The sequence below is a fragment of the Dietzia sp. NPDC055340 genome, from assembly GCF_053645335.1.
Map to the genome: position 1 here is coordinate 13,288 of NZ_JBSHML010000013.1, position 20,282 is coordinate 33,569.

The 20,282-nt window shown below is 70.6% G+C and carries 20 protein-coding genes and 1 pseudogene; 9 read left to right on the plus strand and 12 right to left on the minus strand.

Annotated elements, in window-relative coordinates; genetic code table 11:
* Positions 1-9: 9 nt before the first annotated feature.
* The 5 genes from pstA to ACWIFB_RS11000 all read right to left on the minus strand — a co-directional run bounded on the left by pstA (position 10) and on the right by ACWIFB_RS11000 (position 5,091).
* On the minus strand, positions 10-921 hold the full coding sequence (gene pstA / locus ACWIFB_RS10980; protein ID WP_454058260.1) for a phosphate ABC transporter permease PstA: 912 nt from the start codon (positions 919-921) through the stop codon (positions 10-12).
* Entirely contained in the window at positions 921-1,973 is a 1,053-nt protein-coding gene (gene pstC / locus ACWIFB_RS10985; RefSeq protein WP_452100899.1) for a phosphate ABC transporter permease subunit PstC, read from the minus strand. Before pstC ends, pstA begins: the two co-directional genes overlap by 1 nt.
* Positions 1,974-2,100: 127 nt before the next feature.
* Positions 2,101-3,213, minus strand: a complete 1,113-nt coding sequence (pstS, locus tag ACWIFB_RS10990; protein WP_454058261.1) for a phosphate ABC transporter substrate-binding protein PstS — start codon at positions 3,211-3,213, stop codon at positions 2,101-2,103.
* Between the two features lie 250 nt (positions 3,214-3,463).
* Complete coding sequence (gene mshD / locus ACWIFB_RS10995) at positions 3,464-4,405, minus strand: mycothiol synthase (protein WP_452100897.1); 942 nt, start codon at positions 4,403-4,405, stop codon at positions 3,464-3,466.
* Positions 4,402-5,091 carry a winged helix-turn-helix domain-containing protein gene (locus ACWIFB_RS11000; protein ID WP_452100896.1) on the minus strand — a complete coding sequence of 230 codons (690 nt, stop codon included), beginning with the start codon at positions 5,089-5,091 and terminating at the stop codon, positions 4,402-4,404. The genes mshD and ACWIFB_RS11000 overlap by 4 nt, the downstream gene beginning before the upstream one ends.
* Positions 5,092-5,173: 82 nt before the next feature.
* On the opposite strand from ACWIFB_RS11000, the gene ACWIFB_RS11005 reads away from it, so the two are divergent.
* The 4 genes from ACWIFB_RS11005 (at position 5,174) to ACWIFB_RS11020 (ending at position 8,278) form a co-directional block, all read left to right on the plus strand.
* The gene (locus tag ACWIFB_RS11005; RefSeq protein WP_454058262.1) at positions 5,174-5,992 is read left to right on the plus strand and encodes a DUF2993 domain-containing protein; all 819 of its coding nucleotides are present in this window, start codon (positions 5,174-5,176) and stop codon (positions 5,990-5,992) included.
* 10 nt (positions 5,993-6,002) lie between these two features.
* The gene (locus ACWIFB_RS11010) at positions 6,003-6,833 is read left to right on the plus strand and encodes a sulfurtransferase (RefSeq protein ID WP_452100894.1); all 831 of its coding nucleotides are present in this window, start codon (positions 6,003-6,005) and stop codon (positions 6,831-6,833) included.
* A gap of 67 nt (positions 6,834-6,900) precedes the next feature.
* A complete protein-coding gene (locus tag ACWIFB_RS11015; protein WP_452100893.1) occupies positions 6,901-7,401 on the plus strand; it encodes a hypothetical protein in 501 nt (166 codons plus the stop codon).
* 202 nt (positions 7,402-7,603) lie between these two features.
* The gene (locus tag ACWIFB_RS11020) at positions 7,604-8,278 is read left to right on the plus strand and encodes an FABP family protein (RefSeq protein ID WP_452100892.1); all 675 of its coding nucleotides are present in this window, start codon (positions 7,604-7,606) and stop codon (positions 8,276-8,278) included.
* Between the two features lie 91 nt (positions 8,279-8,369).
* On the opposite strand, the gene ACWIFB_RS11025 is transcribed toward ACWIFB_RS11020, so the two are convergent.
* On the minus strand, positions 8,370-9,278 hold the full coding sequence (locus tag ACWIFB_RS11025) for an aminodeoxychorismate lyase (RefSeq protein ID WP_452100891.1): 909 nt from the start codon (positions 9,276-9,278) through the stop codon (positions 8,370-8,372).
* Between the two features lie 38 nt (positions 9,279-9,316).
* Here ACWIFB_RS11025 and ygfZ point away from each other — a divergent pair, with 38 nt between their 5' ends.
* Positions 9,317-10,480, plus strand: a complete 1,164-nt coding sequence (gene ygfZ / locus ACWIFB_RS11030; protein WP_452100890.1) for a CAF17-like 4Fe-4S cluster assembly/insertion protein YgfZ — start codon at positions 9,317-9,319, stop codon at positions 10,478-10,480.
* On the opposite strand, the gene ACWIFB_RS11035 is transcribed toward ygfZ, so the two are convergent.
* Together ACWIFB_RS11035 and ACWIFB_RS11040 are read right to left on the minus strand one after the other, a co-directional pair.
* Positions 10,477-11,463, minus strand: coding sequence for an IS481 family transposase (locus tag ACWIFB_RS11035; protein WP_454058263.1), 987 nt, complete (start codon positions 11,461-11,463; stop codon positions 10,477-10,479). The genes ygfZ and ACWIFB_RS11035 overlap by 4 nt on opposite strands.
* Positions 11,464-11,534: 71 nt before the next feature.
* Positions 11,535-12,404 carry an NAD(P)H-binding protein gene (locus tag ACWIFB_RS11040; protein WP_454058264.1) on the minus strand — a complete coding sequence of 290 codons (870 nt, stop codon included), beginning with the start codon at positions 12,402-12,404 and terminating at the stop codon, positions 11,535-11,537.
* A gap of 87 nt (positions 12,405-12,491) precedes the next feature.
* Here ACWIFB_RS11040 and ACWIFB_RS11045 point away from each other — a divergent pair.
* The 3 genes and pseudogenes from ACWIFB_RS11045 to ACWIFB_RS11055 form a co-directional block, all read left to right on the plus strand.
* Positions 12,492-12,665 (plus strand): annotated as a pseudogene (locus ACWIFB_RS11045) (helix-turn-helix domain-containing protein); the annotation flags it as partial.
* Between the two features lie 189 nt (positions 12,666-12,854).
* Entirely contained in the window at positions 12,855-13,208 is a 354-nt protein-coding gene (locus ACWIFB_RS11050) for a helix-turn-helix transcriptional regulator (RefSeq protein WP_454058317.1), read from the plus strand.
* A 333-nt stretch (positions 13,209-13,541) separates the two neighbouring features.
* Positions 13,542-13,721, plus strand: coding sequence for a DUF3073 domain-containing protein (locus ACWIFB_RS11055; RefSeq protein ID WP_452100889.1), 180 nt, complete (start codon positions 13,542-13,544; stop codon positions 13,719-13,721).
* A gap of 290 nt (positions 13,722-14,011) precedes the next feature.
* Here ACWIFB_RS11055 and purM read toward each other — a convergent pair whose 3' ends face one another.
* The 4 genes from purM to ACWIFB_RS11075 form a co-directional block, all read right to left on the minus strand.
* Positions 14,012-15,094, minus strand: coding sequence for a phosphoribosylformylglycinamidine cyclo-ligase (gene purM / locus ACWIFB_RS11060; RefSeq protein ID WP_230931498.1), 1,083 nt, complete (start codon positions 15,092-15,094; stop codon positions 14,012-14,014).
* Between the two features lie 36 nt (positions 15,095-15,130).
* The gene (gene purF, locus ACWIFB_RS11065; protein ID WP_452100908.1) at positions 15,131-16,810 is read right to left on the minus strand and encodes an amidophosphoribosyltransferase; all 1,680 of its coding nucleotides are present in this window, start codon (positions 16,808-16,810) and stop codon (positions 15,131-15,133) included.
* A gap of 170 nt (positions 16,811-16,980) precedes the next feature.
* Positions 16,981-17,388: a sterol carrier family protein gene (locus ACWIFB_RS11070; protein ID WP_454058265.1), complete on the minus strand. Its 408-nt coding sequence runs from the start codon at positions 17,386-17,388 to the stop codon at positions 16,981-16,983.
* On the minus strand, positions 17,385-18,968 hold the full coding sequence (locus tag ACWIFB_RS11075; protein ID WP_454058266.1) for an LssY C-terminal domain-containing protein: 1,584 nt from the start codon (positions 18,966-18,968) through the stop codon (positions 17,385-17,387). The genes ACWIFB_RS11070 and ACWIFB_RS11075 overlap by 4 nt, the downstream gene beginning before the upstream one ends.
* 60 nt (positions 18,969-19,028) lie before the next feature.
* Between ACWIFB_RS11075 and ACWIFB_RS11080 the strand changes: the two genes are divergently transcribed.
* Positions 19,029-20,273: a hypothetical protein gene (locus tag ACWIFB_RS11080; RefSeq protein ID WP_454058267.1), complete on the plus strand. Its 1,245-nt coding sequence runs from the start codon at positions 19,029-19,031 to the stop codon at positions 20,271-20,273.
* The last annotated feature ends 9 nt before the right edge of the window (positions 20,274-20,282 follow it).

Consider the following 20,282-nt stretch of genomic DNA (forward strand, 5'->3'; position numbering starts at 1 on the left):
TGGGGGTCCTTACTTCGTCTTGGGCGCGAGCGCCTTGGCGGCGAACGTGGCGAGGACGTTCGCCAGCGCGATGATGATGATGAGGGTGAGGGCGGCGCCCCAGATCCGGTACTGGCCGGCTTCGTTGGGGTTCGAGAGCTGGTTGTAGATGAGCAGCGGCAACGAGGCCATGTTGCCCTCGAACAGGTCGTAGTTGTAGCTCGCCGTGTAACCCACGAGGATCAGCACGGGGGCGGTCTCGCCCATGACGCGGGCGATCGCGAGGAACATGCCGGAGATCATGCCGGACAGTGCGGTGGGGACCACGACGCTGACGATGGTCTTCCACTTGGGCACGCCGAGCGCGTAGGAGGCCTCGCGCAGCTCGTCCGGGACCAGTTTGAGCATCTCCTCGGTCGAGCGCACGATCAGCGGCAGCATGAGCAGCACGAGCGCGAGGGCCACCGCGAAGGCGCTGAGGCTCAGCTGGAAGAACGTGACCCACACGCCGAAGATGAAGATGGCGGCGACGACGGAGGGGACGCCGGCGAGGACGTCGACCATGAAGGTCGTGGGCTTGGCCAGCCTGGACTCGGGGTACTCCACGAGCATGATGCCCGCGGCGACACCGAGCGGGATCGAGATGACGGCCGCGATGAGCGCCTGGACGAGGCTGCCGTAGATCGCGTGGCCGACGCCGCCGGCCATGGAGGACGGGGCGACGAGGAAGAACGAGTTGGTCCACCAGGTCGGGTTGAGCACCGCGGGCAGGCCCGAGGCGATCACCTTGTAGAGCAGTGCGACCAGCGGGATCACGGCGAGCACGAAGCACACGGTGAACAGGGCCGCGGCGGCCTTGTCCTTGACCTTGCGGCTGCCGGAGATCGGCAGGAAGGTCTCGGCCGGCTTGGCCGGCTTGGCGAGGTCTGTCGTGGGGGACATCAGCCGTTGACCTTTCCACCGGACACCGAGCGCGCGATGAGGTTGACGATGAACGTGAGGATGAAGAGCACCAGGCCGGCGGCGATGTACGCGCCGGTGGGCAGCGGGTGGTTGAACTCGGCGCTACCGGAGGCGATCTTCGAGGCGAAGGTGAAGCCGCCGTCGAACAGCGACAGCGTGCTCGGCGAGCTCGCGGCACGCAGGATGATGAGCACCGCGACCGTCTCGCCGAGGGCACGACCGAGCGCGAGCATCGAGCCCGCGATCATGCCGGACTTGGCGTACGGGAAGCAGGTCATCCGGATCTTCTCCCACTTGGTGGCGCCCAGGGCGAGGGCGGCCTCCTGGTGGAGGGAGGGGGTCTGGCGGATGGTCTCGCGCGACATCGAGGTGATGATCGGCAGGATCATGATCGCGAGCACGATGCCGGCGGTGAAGATGGTGCCGCCACCGGCGATGGAGACGTTGCCGTTGCTGAAGAGGAAGAACCAGCCGAGGTTCCGGTTGAGCCACTCGGCGAAGGGCACCATCCACGGGCCCAGCACGAGGAGGCCCCACATGCCGTAGATGATCGACGGCACGGCGGCGAGCAGGTCGATGAGCGCGGACAGCGACCGGGACAGCTTCACGGGCGCATACTGCACGAGGAACGTGGCGATGCCGATCGCGACCGGCACGGCCAGCAGCAGGGCGAAGATCGAGCTCAGCACCGTGACCTTGAGCAGGTCGAGGATGCCGAAGCGCATGTTCTCCGGATCGGTGGTGTTCCACTCGGACGAGGTGAAGAAGTTGACCTGGTCCTGCATCACCGACGGGGTCGCCTGGGTGACCAGAACGATGCCGATGAGCGCGATGAGCGCGACGATGACAGCACCCGCGGCGACGGTGAGGCTGCGGAAGACGGTGTCCCACTTCTTCGAGGACTTGGCGTCCAGAAGACTGGTGTCGCCGCCCGTGTCCGAGTTCGGCGCGAGACCGGAGCCGGGGTTGAGCGCGCCGGAGCCGGCGCTGTTCTTGTCGGCGTCGCGGTCGACGGATTCGTGAACTGTCATGAGACCTTCAGTCGCTCGGGGAAAAGCGGTCGTGCCGGGCAGATTGTGCGGTTCAGCGGCTAACCGCCTCAGCCACCGGGCCCGCCCCGCGTACGTTGCGGGCCCGATGACCGAGGACGCGGGCGGATCAGGTGATGCTGTTGATCGCGTCGGTGAGCTTGCCGCGGAACGCGTCCGGGATCGGGATGTAGCCCTCGGCCTCGAGCTGGCCCTGGACCTCTTCGTTCACGGCCACGTTCAGGAAGGACTTCACGGCCAGGGCCGTCTCGGGATCGGAGTAGTGCGAGCACACGATCTCATAGGTCGGCATGATGATCGGGTACGCACCCCCGACCTCGGGGACGTAGAACGACGAGGTGTCGATGACCAGGTCGTGCGAGTCCTCGTGCAGGAGCTTGGCCGAGTCGATGGTGGTGCCGGCGGTCTCGGCGTTGAGCTCGACTCCCTCGGCGTCGGCCGGGGTGATGACCTTGACCATGCCGAGGTCCTGGCTCTTGGCGTAGGACCACTCGGTGTAGGTGATGGTGCCCGGGGTCTGCGCGACGGCCGCGGAGACGCCCTCGTTGCCGCGGGCGCCCTCGCCCACGCCACCGTTGAAGGTCTTGCCGGCCTCATGGCTCCAGGCGTCGCCGGCGGCGGCCTCGAGGTACTTCTGGAAGTTGTCGGTGGTGCCCGACTCGTCCGAGCGGAAGATCACGGTGATCTCCTGGTCGGGGAGCTCGACGCCCTCGTTCTCCGCGGCGATGGCCGGGTCGTTCCAGTTGGTGATCTCGCCCTGGAAGATGCGGGCCAGGTTCTCGGCGGACAGCGCCACGTCGACACCGTCGAGGTTGTAGGCGATCGCGATCGGGCCGAAGACGGCCGGCAGGTTCCAGGCCGGGCCCTCACAACGCTCCTCGGCGGCGAGGTACTCGTCGTCCTTGAGCGGGGAATCGGAGCCACCGAAGTCGGTCTGGCCGCCGATGAACTCCTTGACGCCCGAGCCGGAGCCGTTCGAGTTGTAGTCGAGCGTGTGGCCGTCGCAGCTTCGGGCATAGGAGTTGGCGAAGATCGTCATCGCGTTGTTCTGCGACGAGGCGCCGGACGCGTTGAGGGTCGCCTTGCCGCCGCACTCGACACCGGGCAGAGCCTTGGCGGCCGTCTCGTCACCGCCGCCGGTGTTGTCGTCGGAGCAGGCGGCGAGGCCGACCGTCGTCAGGGCGGCGAGCCCGAGCAGGGCACCGGTGCGCTTGAAGTCCACAGATTCTCCTTGGTTCGTCCGGCGGGCTCCCCACCGGGCTCGTTCGTGGCGACTCTCGTCGCGTAGTCGGGCCGGGCGAACGCCCCGACGGGGAGAGAACCTAAGGCTCTGACGTGAACAACCCCGCGAATGCAGGTGAACGGTGAATGAACTGCCAGCGTGGGGGCTGTTCACCTGGGTCAGAGGCGACCGCCACTGGCACCCCCACCTGGGGCGTTCCTGAGAATCCCTCACGGAGTGCCAGCCGAAATCAACGGGAGGTATAGGTCACATCAACGTGTTCGACCCCGAACCCGAGCCTCTCGTAGGTGCGGATCGCCGGACGGTTGTCCCCCTCCACATAGAGGACGACGGACTCCGCACCGGCGGGCCCCTCCAGGTACTCGACGCCCACCGAGGTGAGCACGCCACCCAGGCCGCGCCCCTGGTCCGCGGGGTCGACGGCCACGACGTAGACCTCGCCCTCCACCGGTTCACCGGGCTCGGCGACGGTCTTGGTCCAGTGGAACCCGGCCAGTCGCGGCCCGCCGGAGGTGTCGACCGCGAGGAACACCGCCCCCGTGTCGACCCAGTCCACGGCCAACCGCTCGTCGAGCTGCGCGGCCGTCCAGCCGCCCTGCTCGGGGTGCCAGTGGAAGGCCGCGTTGTTGACGCGCAGGAACTCGGAACGGGCGTCCATGCCCGGCCAGCGCTCGCCGCCCTCCGACACCGCCTCGGCGAGCGTGCCGAGTTCGATACCCTCCACCGCCCGCCGCTCCGGCAGCGCCGGCCCCTCGGAGCCGCGTCGCCGCATCTTGAGCAGCTCGCGCGTGCGTGTCAGTCCCACCGAGCCCGCGAGAGCCACCGCGGAGGGCAGGTCGCCGTGCGCCCAGACGGCGGCGGCGGGTTCGCGTTCGAGGACGGCGCGCAGGAGCTGCGCGCCGATCCCCTGCCGCCGATGGTCGGGATGGACCACGAGCTCGACGGTCGCGTCGTCGCCGGTCCCGTCGATCTGCGCGTAGCCGACCGGCTCGCCCTCGGCACCACCGGCCCGCGCCACGAGATGCCGCACCGCGCGGGCCTCGGCACCACCGTGCAACGCGCGCAGGGGTTGTTCCCCGAGCGGCGCCACGCCGTCGGCCACCTCGGCCGCGCGTGCCACCGCCTCGATCCGCTCGGCGTCCAGCGCGTCCGGTGCCGTCTCGACGATCATGCGTCCCCTCCGTCTTCCCTGGGGTCCGTGGGCCGGACCGCCTTGTACCCGACGTTACGGACAGTGCCGATGAGGGACTCGTGATCCGGCCCGAGCTTGGCCCGTAGCCGCCGCACGTGCACGTCGACGGTGCGGGTGCCGCCGAAGAAGTCGTAGCCCCAGACCTCCTGGAGAAGCTGCGCCCGGGTGAACACGCGCCCGGGGCGCTGGCACAGGAACTTGAGAAGCTCGAACTCCTTGTACGTGAGGTCGAGCGGCCGCCCCTTGACACGGGCGACGTAGGTCTCCTCGTCGATCACCAGCTCGCCGACGGTGATGAGGCCGGAGCCGTCATCGTCGGGAGATGTGTGCCTCGCGGCCGCCAGACGGAACCGGGCGTCGACCTCCGCGGGGCCGGTGGTCGGCAGGAGGATGTCGTCGAGGCCCCAGTCGCCGCTCACCGCGATCAGACCGCCCTCGGTGACCACGGCGACCACCGCGACCTCCCCCGTGCCCGCCAGGAGCCTGCACAGGGCCCGGGACGCGGCCAGATCGGTCCGCGCGTCGACCAACACGAGCGCCGCATCGGCCAACTCGCCCACCGACGAGGCCTGTGGCGGCAGCACACTCACGGTGTGCGGCAGCAGGGGCAGCGACGGCACGACGGCGTCCGGGTCTGCTTCCACGCTGAGGAGCACCACTTCCATGTCGTTTCCTCTCCGCGTGGGGAACGGGATGATACTAGCGAGCGACACCCGCGTTTCCGTGAATGGAGTAGACCTGAATCCCATGAGCATCCCTCGCATGGCCGTCGCGGCGCTGGCGGTCATGGCCGTGCTCGCCGGGGGCGCCTTCACGGTCGACTCGATCTCGGCGTCCCGTCTCGAGGCGGAGATCTCGGCCCGTATCGCCCCCGATCTACCGGGCGCGGGGCCGCCGTCGGTGATGACGGGTGGCCCCTTCTCGCGCTGGTCAGGCCCGGACACGCTGTCCTCGGTGTCGATCCGCGCGGAGGGCGTCGAGCGCCCGGGGCTGGGGCCGGTGGCCGTCGAGGCGGTCGCGACCGATGTCCACGTGCCCGACGTGGATGGCGACACCAACGGTGCGGCCGACCCCGACCGCCCTGGAGGAGACGACCGGGATGACGACGACGCCGACGCCCGATCGGCGGACACCGGCCTGAGCGCCGAGTCGGTGGAGGTCTCCGTGCAGATCACCGGAGACTCCCTCGCGCCGACCCTGCGGATGCGCGACGTGCTCATCGGGGCCGCCGACGACCACAGCCTCGCCGGCGGGACCGAACACCGGGCCCGCGTCACGGGAACGCTCATCGAGTCGGGCGAACGGGTCTCGGCGTTCGTCGACCTCGTCGTCGACGCCTCCGGCGCCCACCTCGTCCCCGTGTCCGCGGCGACCGGGCCCGGCGGCGTCCCCGACCAGGACCCCGGGCTCGCGATGCGCAGCGTCGCGCTGACCTTCGCCCCCGACCTGCTGCCCCTGGGCGTCCCGGTGGACACCCTCACGGTCAAGGCCGGGACCCTGACGGCGTCCGGCACCGGTGGCCCCGGCACCCCGCCGCTCGACGGCCTCGTGCGCGGGGACCTCTAGACTCGCCCGTATGAGTCGCGACGACGTACTGGTCAGCACCCGCTGGGCCTCCTCGCGCCTGGCCGACGACTCGGTGGTCTTCCTCGAGGTCGACGAGGACGTGGCGGCTTATCACTCCGACGGCCACATCCCCGGCGCCGTCGCGCTGAACTGGCGGACCGAGTTGCAGCAGGAGTTCACACGCGACCTGGTGGACCGCGAGCGCTTCGGCGAGCTGATGTCCGAGCGCGGCATCTCCCGCGACCACACGATCGTGGTCTACGGCGGCAACCACAACTGGTTCGCCGCATACGCCTACTGGTACCTGCGGCTCTACGGCCACGCCGATGTGCGACTGCTCGACGGTGGCCGCATGAAATGGGAGCGCGAGGGCCTCCCGCTGGAGAACGAGCTCCCGGAGCGGCCCGCCACCGACTACGTGGCCGATCCCCAGGACCTGTCGATCCGCGCGTTCCGGGACGACGTCCTGGCCGGGCTCGGCAGCGACGCGCTGGTGGACGTGCGCTCGGTCGACGAGTTCACCGGCCGCCTCTCCGCACCGGCCGGGCTGCCGCAGGAGGGCGGTCGTCAGCGCGGGCACATCCCCGGCGCGGTGAGCATCCCGTGGAACCGGGCCGTCACCCGCGACGGCACCTTCCGGCCCGACGCCGAGCTGCGGCAGATCTACGCCGACCTGATCGAGGACCCGGACCGGCGCGTGGTGGCATACTGCCGCATCGGCGAGCGGTCGAGCCACACCTGGTTCGTGCTGCACGAACTGCTGGGGCAGAAGAACGTCGTCAACTACGACGGCAGCTGGGTCGAGTACGGCTCGCTCATCGGCGTCCCCGTCGAGCGCTGACGCCCCCGCGCCGCCGGTCAGCGGCGAGACCTCCCGCGAGTGGGTCCGGGTGACTAGGCTCGAGGGCATGTCCTTGATCTCCAGGTCGCTCGGCATGGCCGGGCGCGCAGCCGTTGTCGCCGTCGGTGCCTCAGTCGCCTCCGCTGTGCTCGTGGGCATCGACCAGCGTCGCGGTACCGCCCCCGCGATCCCCGACCACCCGGGCCCGTACTCCCCTGAGGAGCGGGAGGCCGCGGTCCGGACGTACCTCACCGCGCTGACGCTGCCGGCGGCCGCGTTCCGGGTCCCTTTCGCCGAGGACTGCGTGCGGCGCGAGAACGGCCTCCGCACCGGCTTCGGGGCCACCCACCTGCGGTGGGACCTGCACCTGCATCTGCAGTACTCGACCATCCGCGAGCTGCGGGACATCGAGATCACCGTCGACCCGCCGGGGCGTGAGGGGATCGTGCACGCGGAATTCACCATCGTCACCGTGGTCGGCCTCACCGCCCGGGTGCGGGAGGACTTCACCGTGCCCGCCGAGGACTGCCTCATCCACGCGATCGAGGCCCGCATCTCGCTGAGCTGAGCCGCCCCGGCGGCGCCGGGCCCTCACCCCCTCGCGCGGGACTATGGGACTCCCCGGCACCGACCGGCGGGGCCCGGGGTTAGGATTGGGCCATGGTGCTCTTCTTCGAAATCCTCCTCGTCCTGTGCTCGCTGATGATCCTGTGGGCCACCTGCTACATCGTCTACCGCACGGTCACCGACGAGTCGTGACGGACAGCGGCATGACCAACGCCGAGGACCCCACGTCGCCCGCCCCCGACGAGGGTGAGGGCCAGCAGGTCGTACCCGGTTCCGGAAACGCCGCCGTCGACGCCGCTGTCGAGCGGTCCGAGCAGACCGCCGGCCGCAACATCGCGCCGTTCTCCGAGCTGCCGGTCGCCGAGGACACGGCGAACCTGCGTTTCGGCCCCGATCTACACCCGGGTCTTCTCGCCCTGCTCCCGCTCGTCGGCGTGTGGGAGGGCGAGGGCGAGGCGGACACCTCCGACCGCGGCCAGCACCGCTTCGGCCAGCAGGTCATCGTCTCGCACGACGGCGAGAACTACCTGAGCTGGAGCTCGCGCGCCTGGACCTTCGACTCGGGCGGCGCCGTCGACGCGGCCGCCTACCGCGAGTCCGGTTTCTGGCGGATCTCCGAGGACGACCAGCTCGAGTTCCTCGTGACCCACGCCTCCGGCGTCATCGAGATGTACTACGGCAAGCCGCTGACGCAGTCGGCTTGGGAGATGTCGACGGACGTCGTCATGTCCTCGCCCACCGGCCCGCGCATGGGCGCCGCCAAGCGCATCTACGGGATCGTCGAGGGCGGGGACCTCGGGTGGGTCGAAGAGCGCGTCCACCCCGAGAAAGGCCTCGTCCCGCGGTTGTCGGCTCGCCTGAGCCGCGTCGCCGGCTGACACGAGCACCAAGCAATACCGGCTCTGCCCGGCCTGCGCGGTCACTGACCGCGGGCCTGGCAGAGCCGGAGCCATGTGCGGGCCGGTCGGTTCAGGCGCGGCCGACCGCCCGGTCCACCATCCCCGCCACGTCGATCCCGGGGTCGGCGGTGGGCAGGGCCACGTCGTCGATCCGGCGCACGCGTGCCACCAGCGTCACCGACGAGACCAACCACACCGCGTCTGCGGCGAGCAGATCGGCGACCAGGAGCCGCTCGCGCCTGACGGTGACCCCCTCCCGCCCGGCGACCTCGGCCATCGCGCCCAGCGTCGTGCCCTCGAGGATGCCGATCTCCTGCGGCGGGCTGAGCAGTTCGCCGTCGCGGGCGATCACCACCGTCGAGCGCGGCCCCTCGAGGACCTCTCCGTCGGAGGACACGTAGACCACGTCCTCGAAGCCGTTGGCGGCCGCGTGCCGCAGGGCCGCCATGTTGGCGGCGTAGGACAGCGTCTTGGAGCCCAGGAGCATCCACGGGGCGCTCGCGCCGATGTCGGAGGCATAGCCGCGGCTGAGCACCGTCACGCCGATCCCCTCGGCGCGGGCCCGACGCGCCTGCGGCCCCACCGCCGCGACCGTGATGTAGGCCGTCTCCGCGCCGCCACGCTCGGGGCCCCGCGACAGCACCAACCGCAGCATCCCCTCCGACCCCGCGCCCCACTCGCGCGCGGCCAGGTCGATGGCGGCGAGCCACTCCTTGTCGGAGGGCCCGGTCAGGCCCAACGCGGCCGACGAACGACCCAGGCGCGCCAGGTGGCGCTCCGGTTTGGCCGGGCGACCACCCACCACCAGCAGCGTCTCGAAACACCCGTCCCCGCGGACCGCCGCCAGGTCGTCGGCGAGCAGGAGCGGCTGGTCCGATGGGTGGACGCGAGGGCGTCTGCCGTCCGGTCCGCCCGCGACGAGGACGACCACCCGCCGCGTGTCCGGCTGATCCGCTGTGCTCTCCGCTGCAGTGCCCATGGCGGCAACGATACGACGAGGTACGTAGACTCGCGATCGTGAACGTCCCTGCTGTGCCCGACCGGATCGAAAGCGACTACCGGAGCCCGATTCTGGACCGACCCGGGGCGGTGGATGCGGACAGCGCCTCCCCCGACGTCGGAGTTCCCTTCCACTACGGAGACCCGCTCGGCGAGCAGCGGGCCGCGGACGCGGGGGCGGTGATCATTGACAGGTCCCATCGCGACACGCTGACGATCAGCGGCGGCGAGCGGCTGACCTGGCTCGAGGGGTTCGTCTCGCAGCATGTGTCCGAACTCTCCGACGGCGAGGGGGCCGAGACGCTGGTGCTCGACGCCAATGGACGCGTCGAGCACCACGCCCTGCTGTCCGACGTGGACGGCACGGTGGTGGTGGACACCGAGCGCGGCCGGGGCGGCCCACTGCTGCAGTTCCTCACCAAGATGGTGTTCTGGGCCGACGCCGCGCCCGTCGAGGCCGACATGGCCGTGCTGACCCTGGCCGGCACATCCCTACCGGAAGCCCTCACCGCCGCGGACGGCACCGACGTGACACTGCCCGTCGGTGACTACGCCAGCGTCGCCCTGCCCGGCGGGGGCATCGCCCGCCGGATGCCGTGGCCGCTGAACGGCGCGATCGATCTGGTGGTCCCCCGCTCGGGGCTGACCGCATGGTTCGACGCCGCGGTGGCCGCCGGGGCCCGGCCCGCGGGCTCGTGGGCCTTCGAGGCTCTCCGTGTTGCGGGCACCACCCCGCTACGGGGGCGGCTCGGCGTGGACACCGACGAGAAGACCATCCCGCACGAGGTCAGCAGCTGGATCGGCGCCGTCACCCAGCAGGGCGCCGTCCACCTGGACAAGGGCTGCTACCGCGGCCAGGAGACCGTCTCCCGCGTCCACAACCTGGGACGCTCGCCCCGCGTGCTCGTGCGGCTCCAGTTGGACGGGTCCGTCGGGGACGACTCGGTGGTGACCGGCGCCGAGGTCCGCGCCGGCGGGCGGCCGGTCGGCCGTGTGGGCACCGTCGTCCAGCACCACGAGGACGGCCCGGTCGCGCTGGCTCTGCTCAAGCGGGCCGTGCCGGCCGACGCCGAGCTGGACATCGACGGCGTGGCCGCGTCCATCGACCCGGACACCTTCCCCCAGGACACCGGGCCCCAGGCCGGCCGCGAAGCCGTCAAGCGCCTGCGAGGGCAGGCCTAGCTGTACTGACCGGGGACGTTGATCAATCGTGAGTACGGCGGCTGAGTGCCGCAGGCCGTGTGCGGACGGTGGTGGTTGTAGTAGTGCAGCCAGCCGTCGAGCTCGCCGCGTCGCTCTACCTCGGAGCTGTAGCAGCGGGCGTAGGCCCAGCCGTCAGCCATTGTCCGGTGGAATCGTTCTATCTTCCCGTTGGTCTGGGGTCGATACGGCCGCGTGCGCTTGTGCTTCACCCCGAGCTGGAGGCAGGCGTCTCGCCACAGGTGTGATCGGTAGGCACCGCCGTTGTCCGACAGAACGCGTTCGACGGTGACGCCGCGGTCGTTGAACCACTCGACTGCTCGGATGAGGACGGCGCTGGCGGTGAGGGCGGTTTCGTCGTCGTGGATCTCGGCGTAGGCGACGCGGGAGTAGTCGTCGATGACGGTGTGGACGAAGGCCTTGCCCATGAGTGGGTCGTGATGCCTGTTCCTGGGCTTGTCCGGTGTGGCGGCGCGGTTCTTGCCGCCTTGTTGGCGGCCGACATAGCGCCAGCCGCCGCCGTCGGGGATGTTGCCGAGCTTCTTCACGTCGACGTGGAGCATGGCGCCCGGATGGTCGTGCTCGTAGCGCCGGATCGGTTCACCGGTAGCGCGGTCGACGTGCGACAGCCGGTGCAAGCGGACGGTGGTGAGGATGCGGTGAACCGTCGACGGGGCGATACCCAGACGGCAAGCCAACTGCACCGGCCCCTCGCGCAGGCGTAGGCGCAGGCTGATGCAGCGCCGCGTGGTTTTCGCGTCGGTCTTGTTCGGCGAGTGGTGGGGCCGTGACGAGCGGTCGTCCATGGATTCGCCGGTCCGGTAGCGCTCGGTCCAGCGCTTGACGGTAGGCCACGAGACCTGAAATCGGGCGGCGACCTCGCTGATCGGCCAACCCTCTTCGACGACGAGCTGGGCGACCTTGAGGCGATGTCGGGGAGTCAGGGCAGCGTTGGTGTGGGACATGGGTACTCCATACGAAGGCGGGCGACCTCTTCGAGGCCGCCCACCTGGGTCTGTGACTGGTTGTTGCTCGTTCAGAGCGCGGGGACGAGTTCGTCGTTAATCCAACTGGCCAGGGTTGTAGGCGTCGTGGTGACCGGGGTTCGCTGCTGCTCGGGGTGGAAGTCGTCGCGCAGCCCGGTGCTCATGCCCAGAATGGCGTCGGCCATCTCTGCGGGCATGCCGGCGGCCAGGTACTGCTCACGCATCTCGTTGTCGCTGATCCGTTCCACTTGCACTCGGTGGCCGATCTGATTGCTCAGAATGTCGGCCACCTCGTTCCACGACAGGTGCTGTGGGCCATGGAGGGCCTGTACTCGGTGTCCGCGCCACAGGGGGTTGAGAAGCGTGAGTGCTGCAACCTCTGCGATGTCGCGTGGGGCCACCCAGCTCAGCGGCAGGTTTCGTGGCAAAACCGTCCGAAGGCACCCCTGCCGGACGGCTTCCACGTCCAGGAGAAGGTTGGTGAAGAAGTAGCCACACCGCAGGTGGGTGACATCCACCTCGAGGGCATCGAGCGCTACCTCTGTGGCGGCAAGACCGTCGATCTCGCCCACACCGTGACGTTTCTCGGCACCGACGCTGCTCTGGAAGACCACACGTCCGATCCCATTGGTGGTGACCGCATCCACGATTGCCCGCGTGGCCTCGGCGTAGGCCGCGAGCGGATCGATCGAAACGGCACTGGGATCGACCCAATAGATGGCATCCACTCCACGGGTTGCCGCTGTGACTTGTTGGGCGTCGGTTGAGTCCGCCTTCACTACATCGGCGTAGTCGAGTACGGCCTGGGGGATCTTCTCAGGGCTTCGAGCCAGCAGCAATGGGCGCACGCCCGCTCGAATGAGCATGGTTGTGAGGTGTTGTCCGACGTTCCCCATCGGGGTGGTGACCGCGATTCGCATGCGAGTCTCCTTTCACGAGGTCTGGACCACCGACGCTATCCGCAGATGCGGCCCGATTTTGTCCGCATCTAGGGCGACAATGAGTGCATGGAGGGTCCCTCGTCACGTTCACTTCGGCTACTGTCGCTGCTCCAAACCCGTCGAGCGTGGTCGGCCGAGGAGCTGGCGGACCACTTGGACCTCGCGCTCCGGACCCTTCGGCGCGACATCGCCCGACTGCGAGCTCTGGGCTACGACATCCGGTCTGCTCCGGGCCCAGGGGGTGGCTACCGATTGGTACCCAGCATCAAGATCCCACCCCTGCTATTGGACCCCGACGAGGTCTGCTCCCTCGTCACCGGGCTGCTCCTCCTAGAAGCGGGAGCCCCGGACGCCACCACGACAGCCGTCCGCGCCAAGCTGGAACAGCTGCTCCCACCAACCTTGCGCCGCCGAGCATCGGCAACAGCCATGGCGACTCAGGTGCTCACCCCCGCCGCTCTGCCAGCCGACTGGCCCTTGCTCGGCGTATTGGCGGAAGCGGTCGCGGACGGGCATCAGCTGCGCTTCGCTTACACCGACCAGCACGGCCGTGTCAGCGAACGCCAGGTCCAGCCGCACCGACACGTCCTCCGGAACGGCAACTGGTACCTCATCGCCTACGACACTCAGCGGGAAGACTGGCGATTGTTCCGCCTCGATCGCATCCAGGACGCAACGCCCCGAGTGGCACCCGTCGGCTACGAACCGCGTGACTTTCCCAATGGGTCCATCGAAGAGTGGCTCGTCACCGACTTTGGACGTCAGCAGAGTGCCGACAACTAACGTGTGCGGTCAGTACACCTAGCGGGCTCGCCCACCGCGTTCCTGTGCGGCCGCGACGGCGGGCCCATCGGTCTCTCGTCCGGCCCGCGCCGGCTCCTCGTTCGGCCCGCACCGGTTTCTCTTCGGGGTGGCGCCGGTTTCTCGTTCGCGTCGCGCCCGTTTCTCGTCCTGGTCGACCCCGCCGCAGGCCCCGACGACCGCGATTTCGCTCACCCCACGACACCCGGGCGGACATTCCGCGCCGGGCACGCTATCCTGTGCTCAGGCAGATACTCACACTTGCGATGGGCACCCCCGAGGTGGCCCAGCACCGTTTCCGAGGGGGTCAGGTCAATGGGCCGAGGCCGCGCGAAGGCGAAGCAGACCAAGGTCGCTCGCGAACTGAAGTACAACACTCCGCAGACGGATCTTGAACGTCTTCAGCAGGAGTTGTCGGGAGGACCGTCGTCCACCCGAGTGGAGGAGGACGACGACCCATACGGGTCGTGGTCCGGCAGCGACTCCAGGTACTGATCGCACACTCGACTACGCAGAGGGGCCGGGCATCACGCAAATGATGCCCGGCCCCTCTGCGTGCGCTCATCCGTCCCGGAGCGGGGCTTCAGGCTGTGCCGCGCGCCGGCGCGGTGGCGCGGTGGCCGGCGTCCGCCGGTCTGCGCCCGGCAGACACCTCCCCCTGGGGCGGGGTGCGGCCAAATGACTCGTGCCCACCAGGCCCCGACTCCCCGCGTGGGTGGGTCGGAATCTGATGGGCACGTGCGCGCCCCGTCGGCAGCGAGCCGCCGGGCCGGGCGCGGGTGGTGTCAGAAGCGGGCGTGTGAGCCCTCGAGGATGACGCGCGGGGCGTCGGCGTCGTCACCGGACTTCTCGACGTGGCCGATCACCCAGTTCTCCACGTGGCGGGCCGTCAGCACGGCCTGTGCGCGGTCCACGTCCTCGGCGGGCAGGACCGCCACCATGCCGACGCCCATGTTGAAGGTGCGCTCCATCTCGGCCTGCTCGACGCGGCCGTGGTGGGCGATCGTGCCGAACACGGGAGGCACGGGCCAGCGCCCGCGGTCGAGGCTGGCGACGAGCCCGCGCGGCATGACGCGGGCCAGGTTTTCGGCCAGGCCTCCGCCGGTGACGTGGCTGAACACGCGCACGTCGGTCTCCGCGATGAGGCTGAGGCAGTCGAGCGCGTAGATGCGGGTCGGCTCGAGGAGCTCCTCGCCCAGGGTGCGGCCGAACTCCTCGACGTGGCCCTCCAGCGGCAGACGGGCCAGGTCGAGCAGCACGTGGCGGGCCAGCGAGTAACCGTTCGAGTGCAGCCCCGACGAGGCCATGCCGACGATCACGTCGCCGGGCTTGACGTTGTCCGCCTGGAGGATCTCGTCGGCCTCGACGATGCCCACGCCGGTGGCCGAGATGTCGTACTCGCCCGGGGCCATGAGGCCAGGGTGCTCGGCGGTCTCGCCACCCAGCAGGGCGCAGCCGGCGCGGACACAGCCCTCGGCGATCCCCTCGACGATACCGGCGACGTGCTCGGGCACGACCTTGCCGATCGCGATGTAGTCCTGCAGGAACAGCGGCTCGGCACCGCAGACCACCAGGTCGTCCACGACCATGGCCACCAGGTCGATACCGACGGTGTTGTGGACGTCCATCGCCTGGGCGACGGCGATCTTGGTGCCGACACCGTCCGTGGAGGAGGCCAGCAGCGGCTGACGGTAGGTGTTCTTCAGCGAGAACAGCCCCGCGAAACCTCCGAGACCACCCATCACCTCCGGCCGGGTCGCCCGCTTGGCGTGGGGAGCGAACATCTCGACTGCGCGCTCACCGGCGTCGATGTCGACACCGGCGGCGGCATACGACGCGCCCGTGGGGAGGTGAGAGTTCTCGGTCATGTGTTTCTCCTCGTGGGCCCCTTCTCGGGTGCCCGGTCAGGGTCGGCGGACGACGTCCAGGCTGTCGTTCGGGGCCGGGAGCCGGAAGTCGTGGGGCCCGGTGGCCGGGGATCCGGTGGCCAGGGACGTGCTCTCGGGCTCGTCCTCGACCTCCGCGGCGAGCGCACGCACGGCGGCGCTCATGGGTGAGTCGTCCGGCAGCGCGATCGGGTAGTGGCCGTCGAAGCAGGCGGCGCACAGCTCGTCGCGCGGCTGCCCGCTGGCCTCGATCATCCCGTCCACGGAGACGTAGCCGAGGCTGTCGGCGCCGATGGCCCGACGGACGCCCTCGAGCATGCCGTCGGTGACGTCCACCCCGTTGGCGATGAGCTCGGCCGGGCTGGCGAAGTCGATGCCGTAGAAGCACGGCCACCGCACCGGCGGCGACGCGATCCGCACGTGCACCTCGGCCGCGCCCGCCTCGCGGAGCATCCGGATCAGCGCGCGCTGCGTGTTCCCGCGGACGATCGAGTCGTCCACCACCACGAGCTTGCGCCCGCGGATCACCTCGCGCAGAGGGTTGAGCTTGAGCCGGATACCCAGCTGGCGGATGGTCTGGCTGGGCTGGATGAACGTGCGCCCGACGTAGGCGTTCTTGGTCAGACCCTGCCCGAACGGGATGCCGGAGCCCTGGGCGTATCCGACCGCGGCCGGCGTCCCGGACTCGGGCACCGGGATCACCAGGTCGGCCTCGACCGGGTGCTCGGCGGCCAGGCGACGTCCGATCTCCACCCGCGCCGAGTTGACCGATCGCTCGTTGATCCACGAGTCGGGCCGGGCCAGGTACACGTACTCGAACACACACGTTTTGGGCGTGGCCTCGGCGATCCGGCGGGAGCGCACCCCGTCGCCGTCGATCGCGATGAGCTCACCCGGCTCGATGTCGCGGACGAAGGAGGCGCCCACGATGTCCAGTGCGGAGGTCTCCGATGCCACCACCCAGCCGCGCTCCAGCCGGCCGAGCACCAGCGGCCGCACACCGTGCGGGTCGCGGGCCGCGTACAGGGTGTGCTCGTCGGCGAACGTCAGGCAGTAGGCGCCACGCAGACGGGGCAGCAGCCGCGCGGCCGCCTCCTCCAGCCCACCGTCGTACGCCTCGTGCGCCAGCAGTGTGGTGACGATGTCCGAGTCGGAATGTGCACTGTCCGCGGAGTAACCACGGATGCCGAGCGACTCGGCGTGCCGCTTGAGTTCGACGGTGTTGACCAGGTTGCCGTTGTGGCCGAGCACCACCGAGCCGCCGTCGACCGTGGGCCGGAACATCGGCTGGGCGTTGTCCCAGGTGGCCGCACCGGTCGTCGAGTAACGACAGTGGCCCACCGCGATGTGGCCGTGCATCGACTCGAGGGTCTTCTCGTCGAACACCTGGCTGACCAGGCCGAGATCTTTGTAGACCAGCACCTGCTCGCCGTCGGCCACGGCGATACCGGCGGCCTCCTGACCCCGGTGCTGCAGCGCGTACAGGCCGTAATAGGTGAGCTTGGCGACGTCCTCGCCCGGGGCCCACACACCGAAGACACCGCACTCCTCGACGGGGCCGATGCGCTCGGTGTCGATCGGTAGGCCGGTCGGGCCGGGCGCGGACGGATCCGGCAGGCCCAGCCCCACGGCGGCGCTACGGCCACCGGTGCGGCGGAGTGACCCGGTCGGTGCCGGACGTGTTGACGAACTCTCCACCTGCTGGCGCTCCCTCACGGCTTCAGGGCATTCCCGCCCGGGCGACCCCCGACGGTTCCGCCCAAGTCTACGTACACCGACCCCGCTCCCCCCAAGTCCCCGGCGCACTTCGCTCCCCCGACGCCCCCGGAGCCCGCCGGTGAGTCCTCCGTTTCCGAGGGTCAGTTACTTCACGCCGTCCGCACGACGGGCAACCCCGCAGCTACCGCGGACGCGCGCGTCCCCGACGCCCGGACCCGACCCGAGTCCACGGCCGCGTCCCAGTCGAGACGGCCGGTCGCGAGCAGAAGCCACGTGCGCGCGTCGGTCTCCACCACGTTGGGCGGACTGCCACGCGTGTGCCGCGGCCCCTCCACGCACTGCGCGGCGGCGAACGGCGGCACACGGACCTCCACCGCATGCCCGGGAAGCTCGGCCGCGAGAATGCCGACCGTCCCCCGGACGGCGGCCGCGAGAGCCGAACGACCGGGCGTGGGCACGGCCGCGGTGTCACCGGAGGCGGAGGCGTCGTCGTCGAGCCACTCGCGGACCGCCTCGACGGCCGCGCGCACCTGCGCGGCATCGGGGGCGCGGCTCACTCCGGGGCCCCGCTCCGCTCGCCGAGTCGGTGCTCCCGCCGGTCCCGCGCGGTGCGGCGACTCCACGTCCGGGTGGCCGCGCTGGTCAACAACAGCATGATGAGCACGTTAACCGCCAGCGCGGGGTAGCCGCCCAGGAAGGTGTCGGTCTCGGCCTCCGTGGTCAGGCGCCCGTACTCGGTGGAGACCGTGCTGACCGCGGCCATCGCCAGCAGCCACACGCGCGGCCGGGCGTACCCCAGATAGGTCAGCACCGCCAGCACGCCCATCGCGCCGTAGACCGCCCCGATGAACACCGCCAGCGCGATCATCGCCGGCACCACCTCGGACTGCTCCAGGCCCGCGAACTCGTCGAGGTCCACGCCGTCGACCAGGTCGCGGATCGCGAGGATCAACAGGATCACCACGGACGCCGCGACCAGCGCGACTGCGGCGGTCAACGCGGCCGGCCGGGGCAGGTGGCCGGGGTCGGGCGGGGTGTCGTCGGCGGGCCGGTCGGCGTCCCCCGAGGCCACGCCGCCCTCGGCCTGCGGATCGTCGTAACCGCGCGCGGCGCGCACCACCTCGGCTGGCAGCTCGGCCGCCGAGGCCTCCGCCACCTCGACCGCGCCCAGGTCGATCACCGGCAGGTCGCCGTCGGTGTGGATCTGGTCGCCGCCCCCGTTGCGGTGGTGGTAGCCGGTGGAGAAGTTCTCCAGTACGCGCACCGTCGACTCGGGCACGTTGTAGAGGATCGAGTCGACGATGTAGTCGCGTTCCACGTCGATGTCGGCGTCGATCTTGTGCGTGACCTGCAGCGTGAACAGCGACAACCCCACCGCGCGGTCATACGTGCCGGCGCCGAGCCACTGGACGCGGTGCCCGCCCGGCAGCAGCCATCCGTCGGGGCAGCGCCAGAACCGCACGTGGTGACGCTGCGCGGCGTTGCCCTCGACCTCCTGCTGGTAGGCCAGGCACTGTCGGCGCCCGAAGAGCCGCAGCGGGCTCACCGGCGCGGCCGGGTAGGACCGCCGGAACACCGAGGAGGCGATGATCCCCCATGAGGAGCGGAGCGTGACGTCGTCGGCCAGCACCCAGCCGCAGTCGGTCATCGCCTCGTGGATCTGGCGGGCGGTGCCGTCGACCGCGAGGTTGACCGGGTCGCCCAGCAGTCCGTCCGAAGTGCGGGTCCGGGCGATGAAGTAGCCCGGCACGTAGACCGACGTCAGCAGCGTCTGCAACCGCGGCAGCACCAGGTACGCCACCAGCAGCCAGAACGGCACCAGCAGAGTCACGCTCCACCAGGTCCGGTGCCAGGCATCGTCCATCAGCCGCCACGCCAGCCACACCGCCGCCACCGTGGCGAAGACGAAGTACACCGTGTCGACCAGCTGGCCGGGCAGCGGCCGCCGTACCGCGTCGTCGCGGATCTTGGACGGCAGGCTCACGTACACCGGCGGCGAAGTGGGGCGGGACGTGAGGTCGCGGCGACCGGCCGGGGTCGCCACGCCGCTCGGCGGGGCTGCAGGCGGGGCGGCCTGCGGCGCGGCCGGTGGCTGGGCCGGTGGCGCGGCCGACCCCGCGCGCTCACTGGTGGACATGGCTCGACGATAGTCCGCGGTCCACGCCCGGGACATCGCGATCGCTGCGAGACTGACCTCGTGCCCGCGTCCGCCCCCTCCCCCGAGCCGGCCCCTGTGCCGACCCCCGTGCCGACCGCCGCGAGCAGGCCGCGCGCCCACGAGGACCACCTCCGCGCGCTGGGCCTGCCGATGATGATCGCCCCGTCCGCGCGGCTTCGCGACCTCCTGCCCCGCTGCGCCGGGTTCGCCGCCGGGCTCGCGGTATTCGGTACGGCCGTCGCCGCGCTCGACCGCTCCAACGATCTGGCCGTCGCGTTCCTCGACGAGTTCGGCATCGACGACGACCCCACCCGGCCCGACCTGTTCGCCGCCTCGGAGCCGATCATCGAACTCCTCGCTCTGGCGATCGCGCTCGCGGTGGCCGCCCCCGTCCTGGGATGGCTCACGGGGAAGGTCGCCCGGCGCGTTCCCCGGGCGACCGCCTTCGCGGTCGGGCTCGGGTCGCTGCTGGCCCTCGTCGTCGTCCCCGTCGTCGTCTTCTCCTCCCAGGACGGCCCCACCCTCGGCGACACCCTCCTCGCCGCCGCGCTGGTCCTGGTCGGCACCTACGCGGGCGTGGGGTCGCTGGTGCGCTGGTCCGCGCGGCGCGTCCGGCGCGAGCTCGGCACGATGGGGCCGATGGTGGCGCGCGTGCTGCCGATCCTCATGCTGGCGGTGCTGTTCCTGTTCTTCAGCGCGGAGATCTGGCAGGTGATGGTGGCGCTGTCGTGGCCGCGCACGTTCGCGGTCATCGGTGTGATGGTCGCGTTGACCGTCCTCCTGGTGGGGATCACCACGCGCGACGACATCCGGCACGAGCTGCAGCAGTGGTCCACCGACACCCCGCTGCGTCCGGCCGAGCGCGTCAACGTGCTGATCGTGCCGGTGCTGGCGACCCTCATCCAGGCGGCGCTGTTCGCGGCGCTCGTGTTCGCGTTCTTCGTCTTCCTGGGGTGGATCGCGGTCCCGGAGGCCACCGAGGCGCGCTGGACGGCCGGGGCCGGCGACAACCCCGACGGCCTGCTGCTCGGTCTGCCGTTCTCCGTCACGCTGGTGCGCGTGGCGTTGACGCTGGCGGCGTTCTCCGCGCTCAACCTGGCCGCCGCGGCGGCGTCCGACCCGGCGCACCACACGCGGTTCGTGCGGCCGATGATCGACGAGGTGGTGCGGGGCCTCGACGCGCGCGAGGCCTACCGTGCGGCCCGGCTCAGGTCCGCGGCGCGCGGCGGTGCGGCGCCGAGGCGGGGAGACGAGCGACGACGACAACGCCGTCCACGCGGTTGACCCCCACCG

Coding starts and splice junctions, on each gene's coding strand:
- ACWIFB_RS11040 (WP_454058264.1), bottom strand. CDS start 12,404: ATGCGAATCGCGGTCACCACCCCGATGGGGAACGTCGGACAACACCTC.
- pstC (WP_452100899.1), bottom strand. CDS start 1,973: ATGACAGTTCACGAATCCGTCGACCGCGACGCCGACAAGAACAGCGCC.
- ACWIFB_RS11000 (WP_452100896.1), bottom strand. CDS start 5,091: ATGGAAGTGGTGCTCCTCAGCGTGGAAGCAGACCCGGACGCCGTCGTG.
- pstA (WP_454058260.1), bottom strand. CDS start 921: ATGTCCCCCACGACAGACCTCGCCAAGCCGGCCAAGCCGGCCGAGACC.
- ACWIFB_RS11005 (WP_454058262.1), top strand. CDS start 5,174: ATGAGCATCCCTCGCATGGCCGTCGCGGCGCTGGCGGTCATGGCCGTG.
- ACWIFB_RS11050 (WP_454058317.1), top strand. CDS start 12,855: ATGGCGACTCAGGTGCTCACCCCCGCCGCTCTGCCAGCCGACTGGCCC.
- purM (WP_230931498.1), bottom strand. CDS start 15,094: ATGACCGAGAACTCTCACCTCCCCACGGGCGCGTCGTATGCCGCCGCC.
- ACWIFB_RS11075 (WP_454058266.1), bottom strand. CDS start 18,968: ATGTCCACCAGTGAGCGCGCGGGGTCGGCCGCGCCACCGGCCCAGCCA.
- ACWIFB_RS11020 (WP_452100892.1), top strand. CDS start 7,604: ATGACCAACGCCGAGGACCCCACGTCGCCCGCCCCCGACGAGGGTGAG.
- ACWIFB_RS11010 (WP_452100894.1), top strand. CDS start 6,003: ATGAGTCGCGACGACGTACTGGTCAGCACCCGCTGGGCCTCCTCGCGC.
- ACWIFB_RS11025 (WP_452100891.1), bottom strand. CDS start 9,278: ATGGGCACTGCAGCGGAGAGCACAGCGGATCAGCCGGACACGCGGCGG.
- ACWIFB_RS11035 (WP_454058263.1), bottom strand. CDS start 11,463: ATGTCCCACACCAACGCTGCCCTGACTCCCCGACATCGCCTCAAGGTC.
- ACWIFB_RS11015 (WP_452100893.1), top strand. CDS start 6,901: ATGTCCTTGATCTCCAGGTCGCTCGGCATGGCCGGGCGCGCAGCCGTT.
- mshD (WP_452100897.1), bottom strand. CDS start 4,405: ATGATCGTCGAGACGGCACCGGACGCGCTGGACGCCGAGCGGATCGAG.
- ACWIFB_RS11055 (WP_452100889.1), top strand. CDS start 13,542: ATGGGCCGAGGCCGCGCGAAGGCGAAGCAGACCAAGGTCGCTCGCGAA.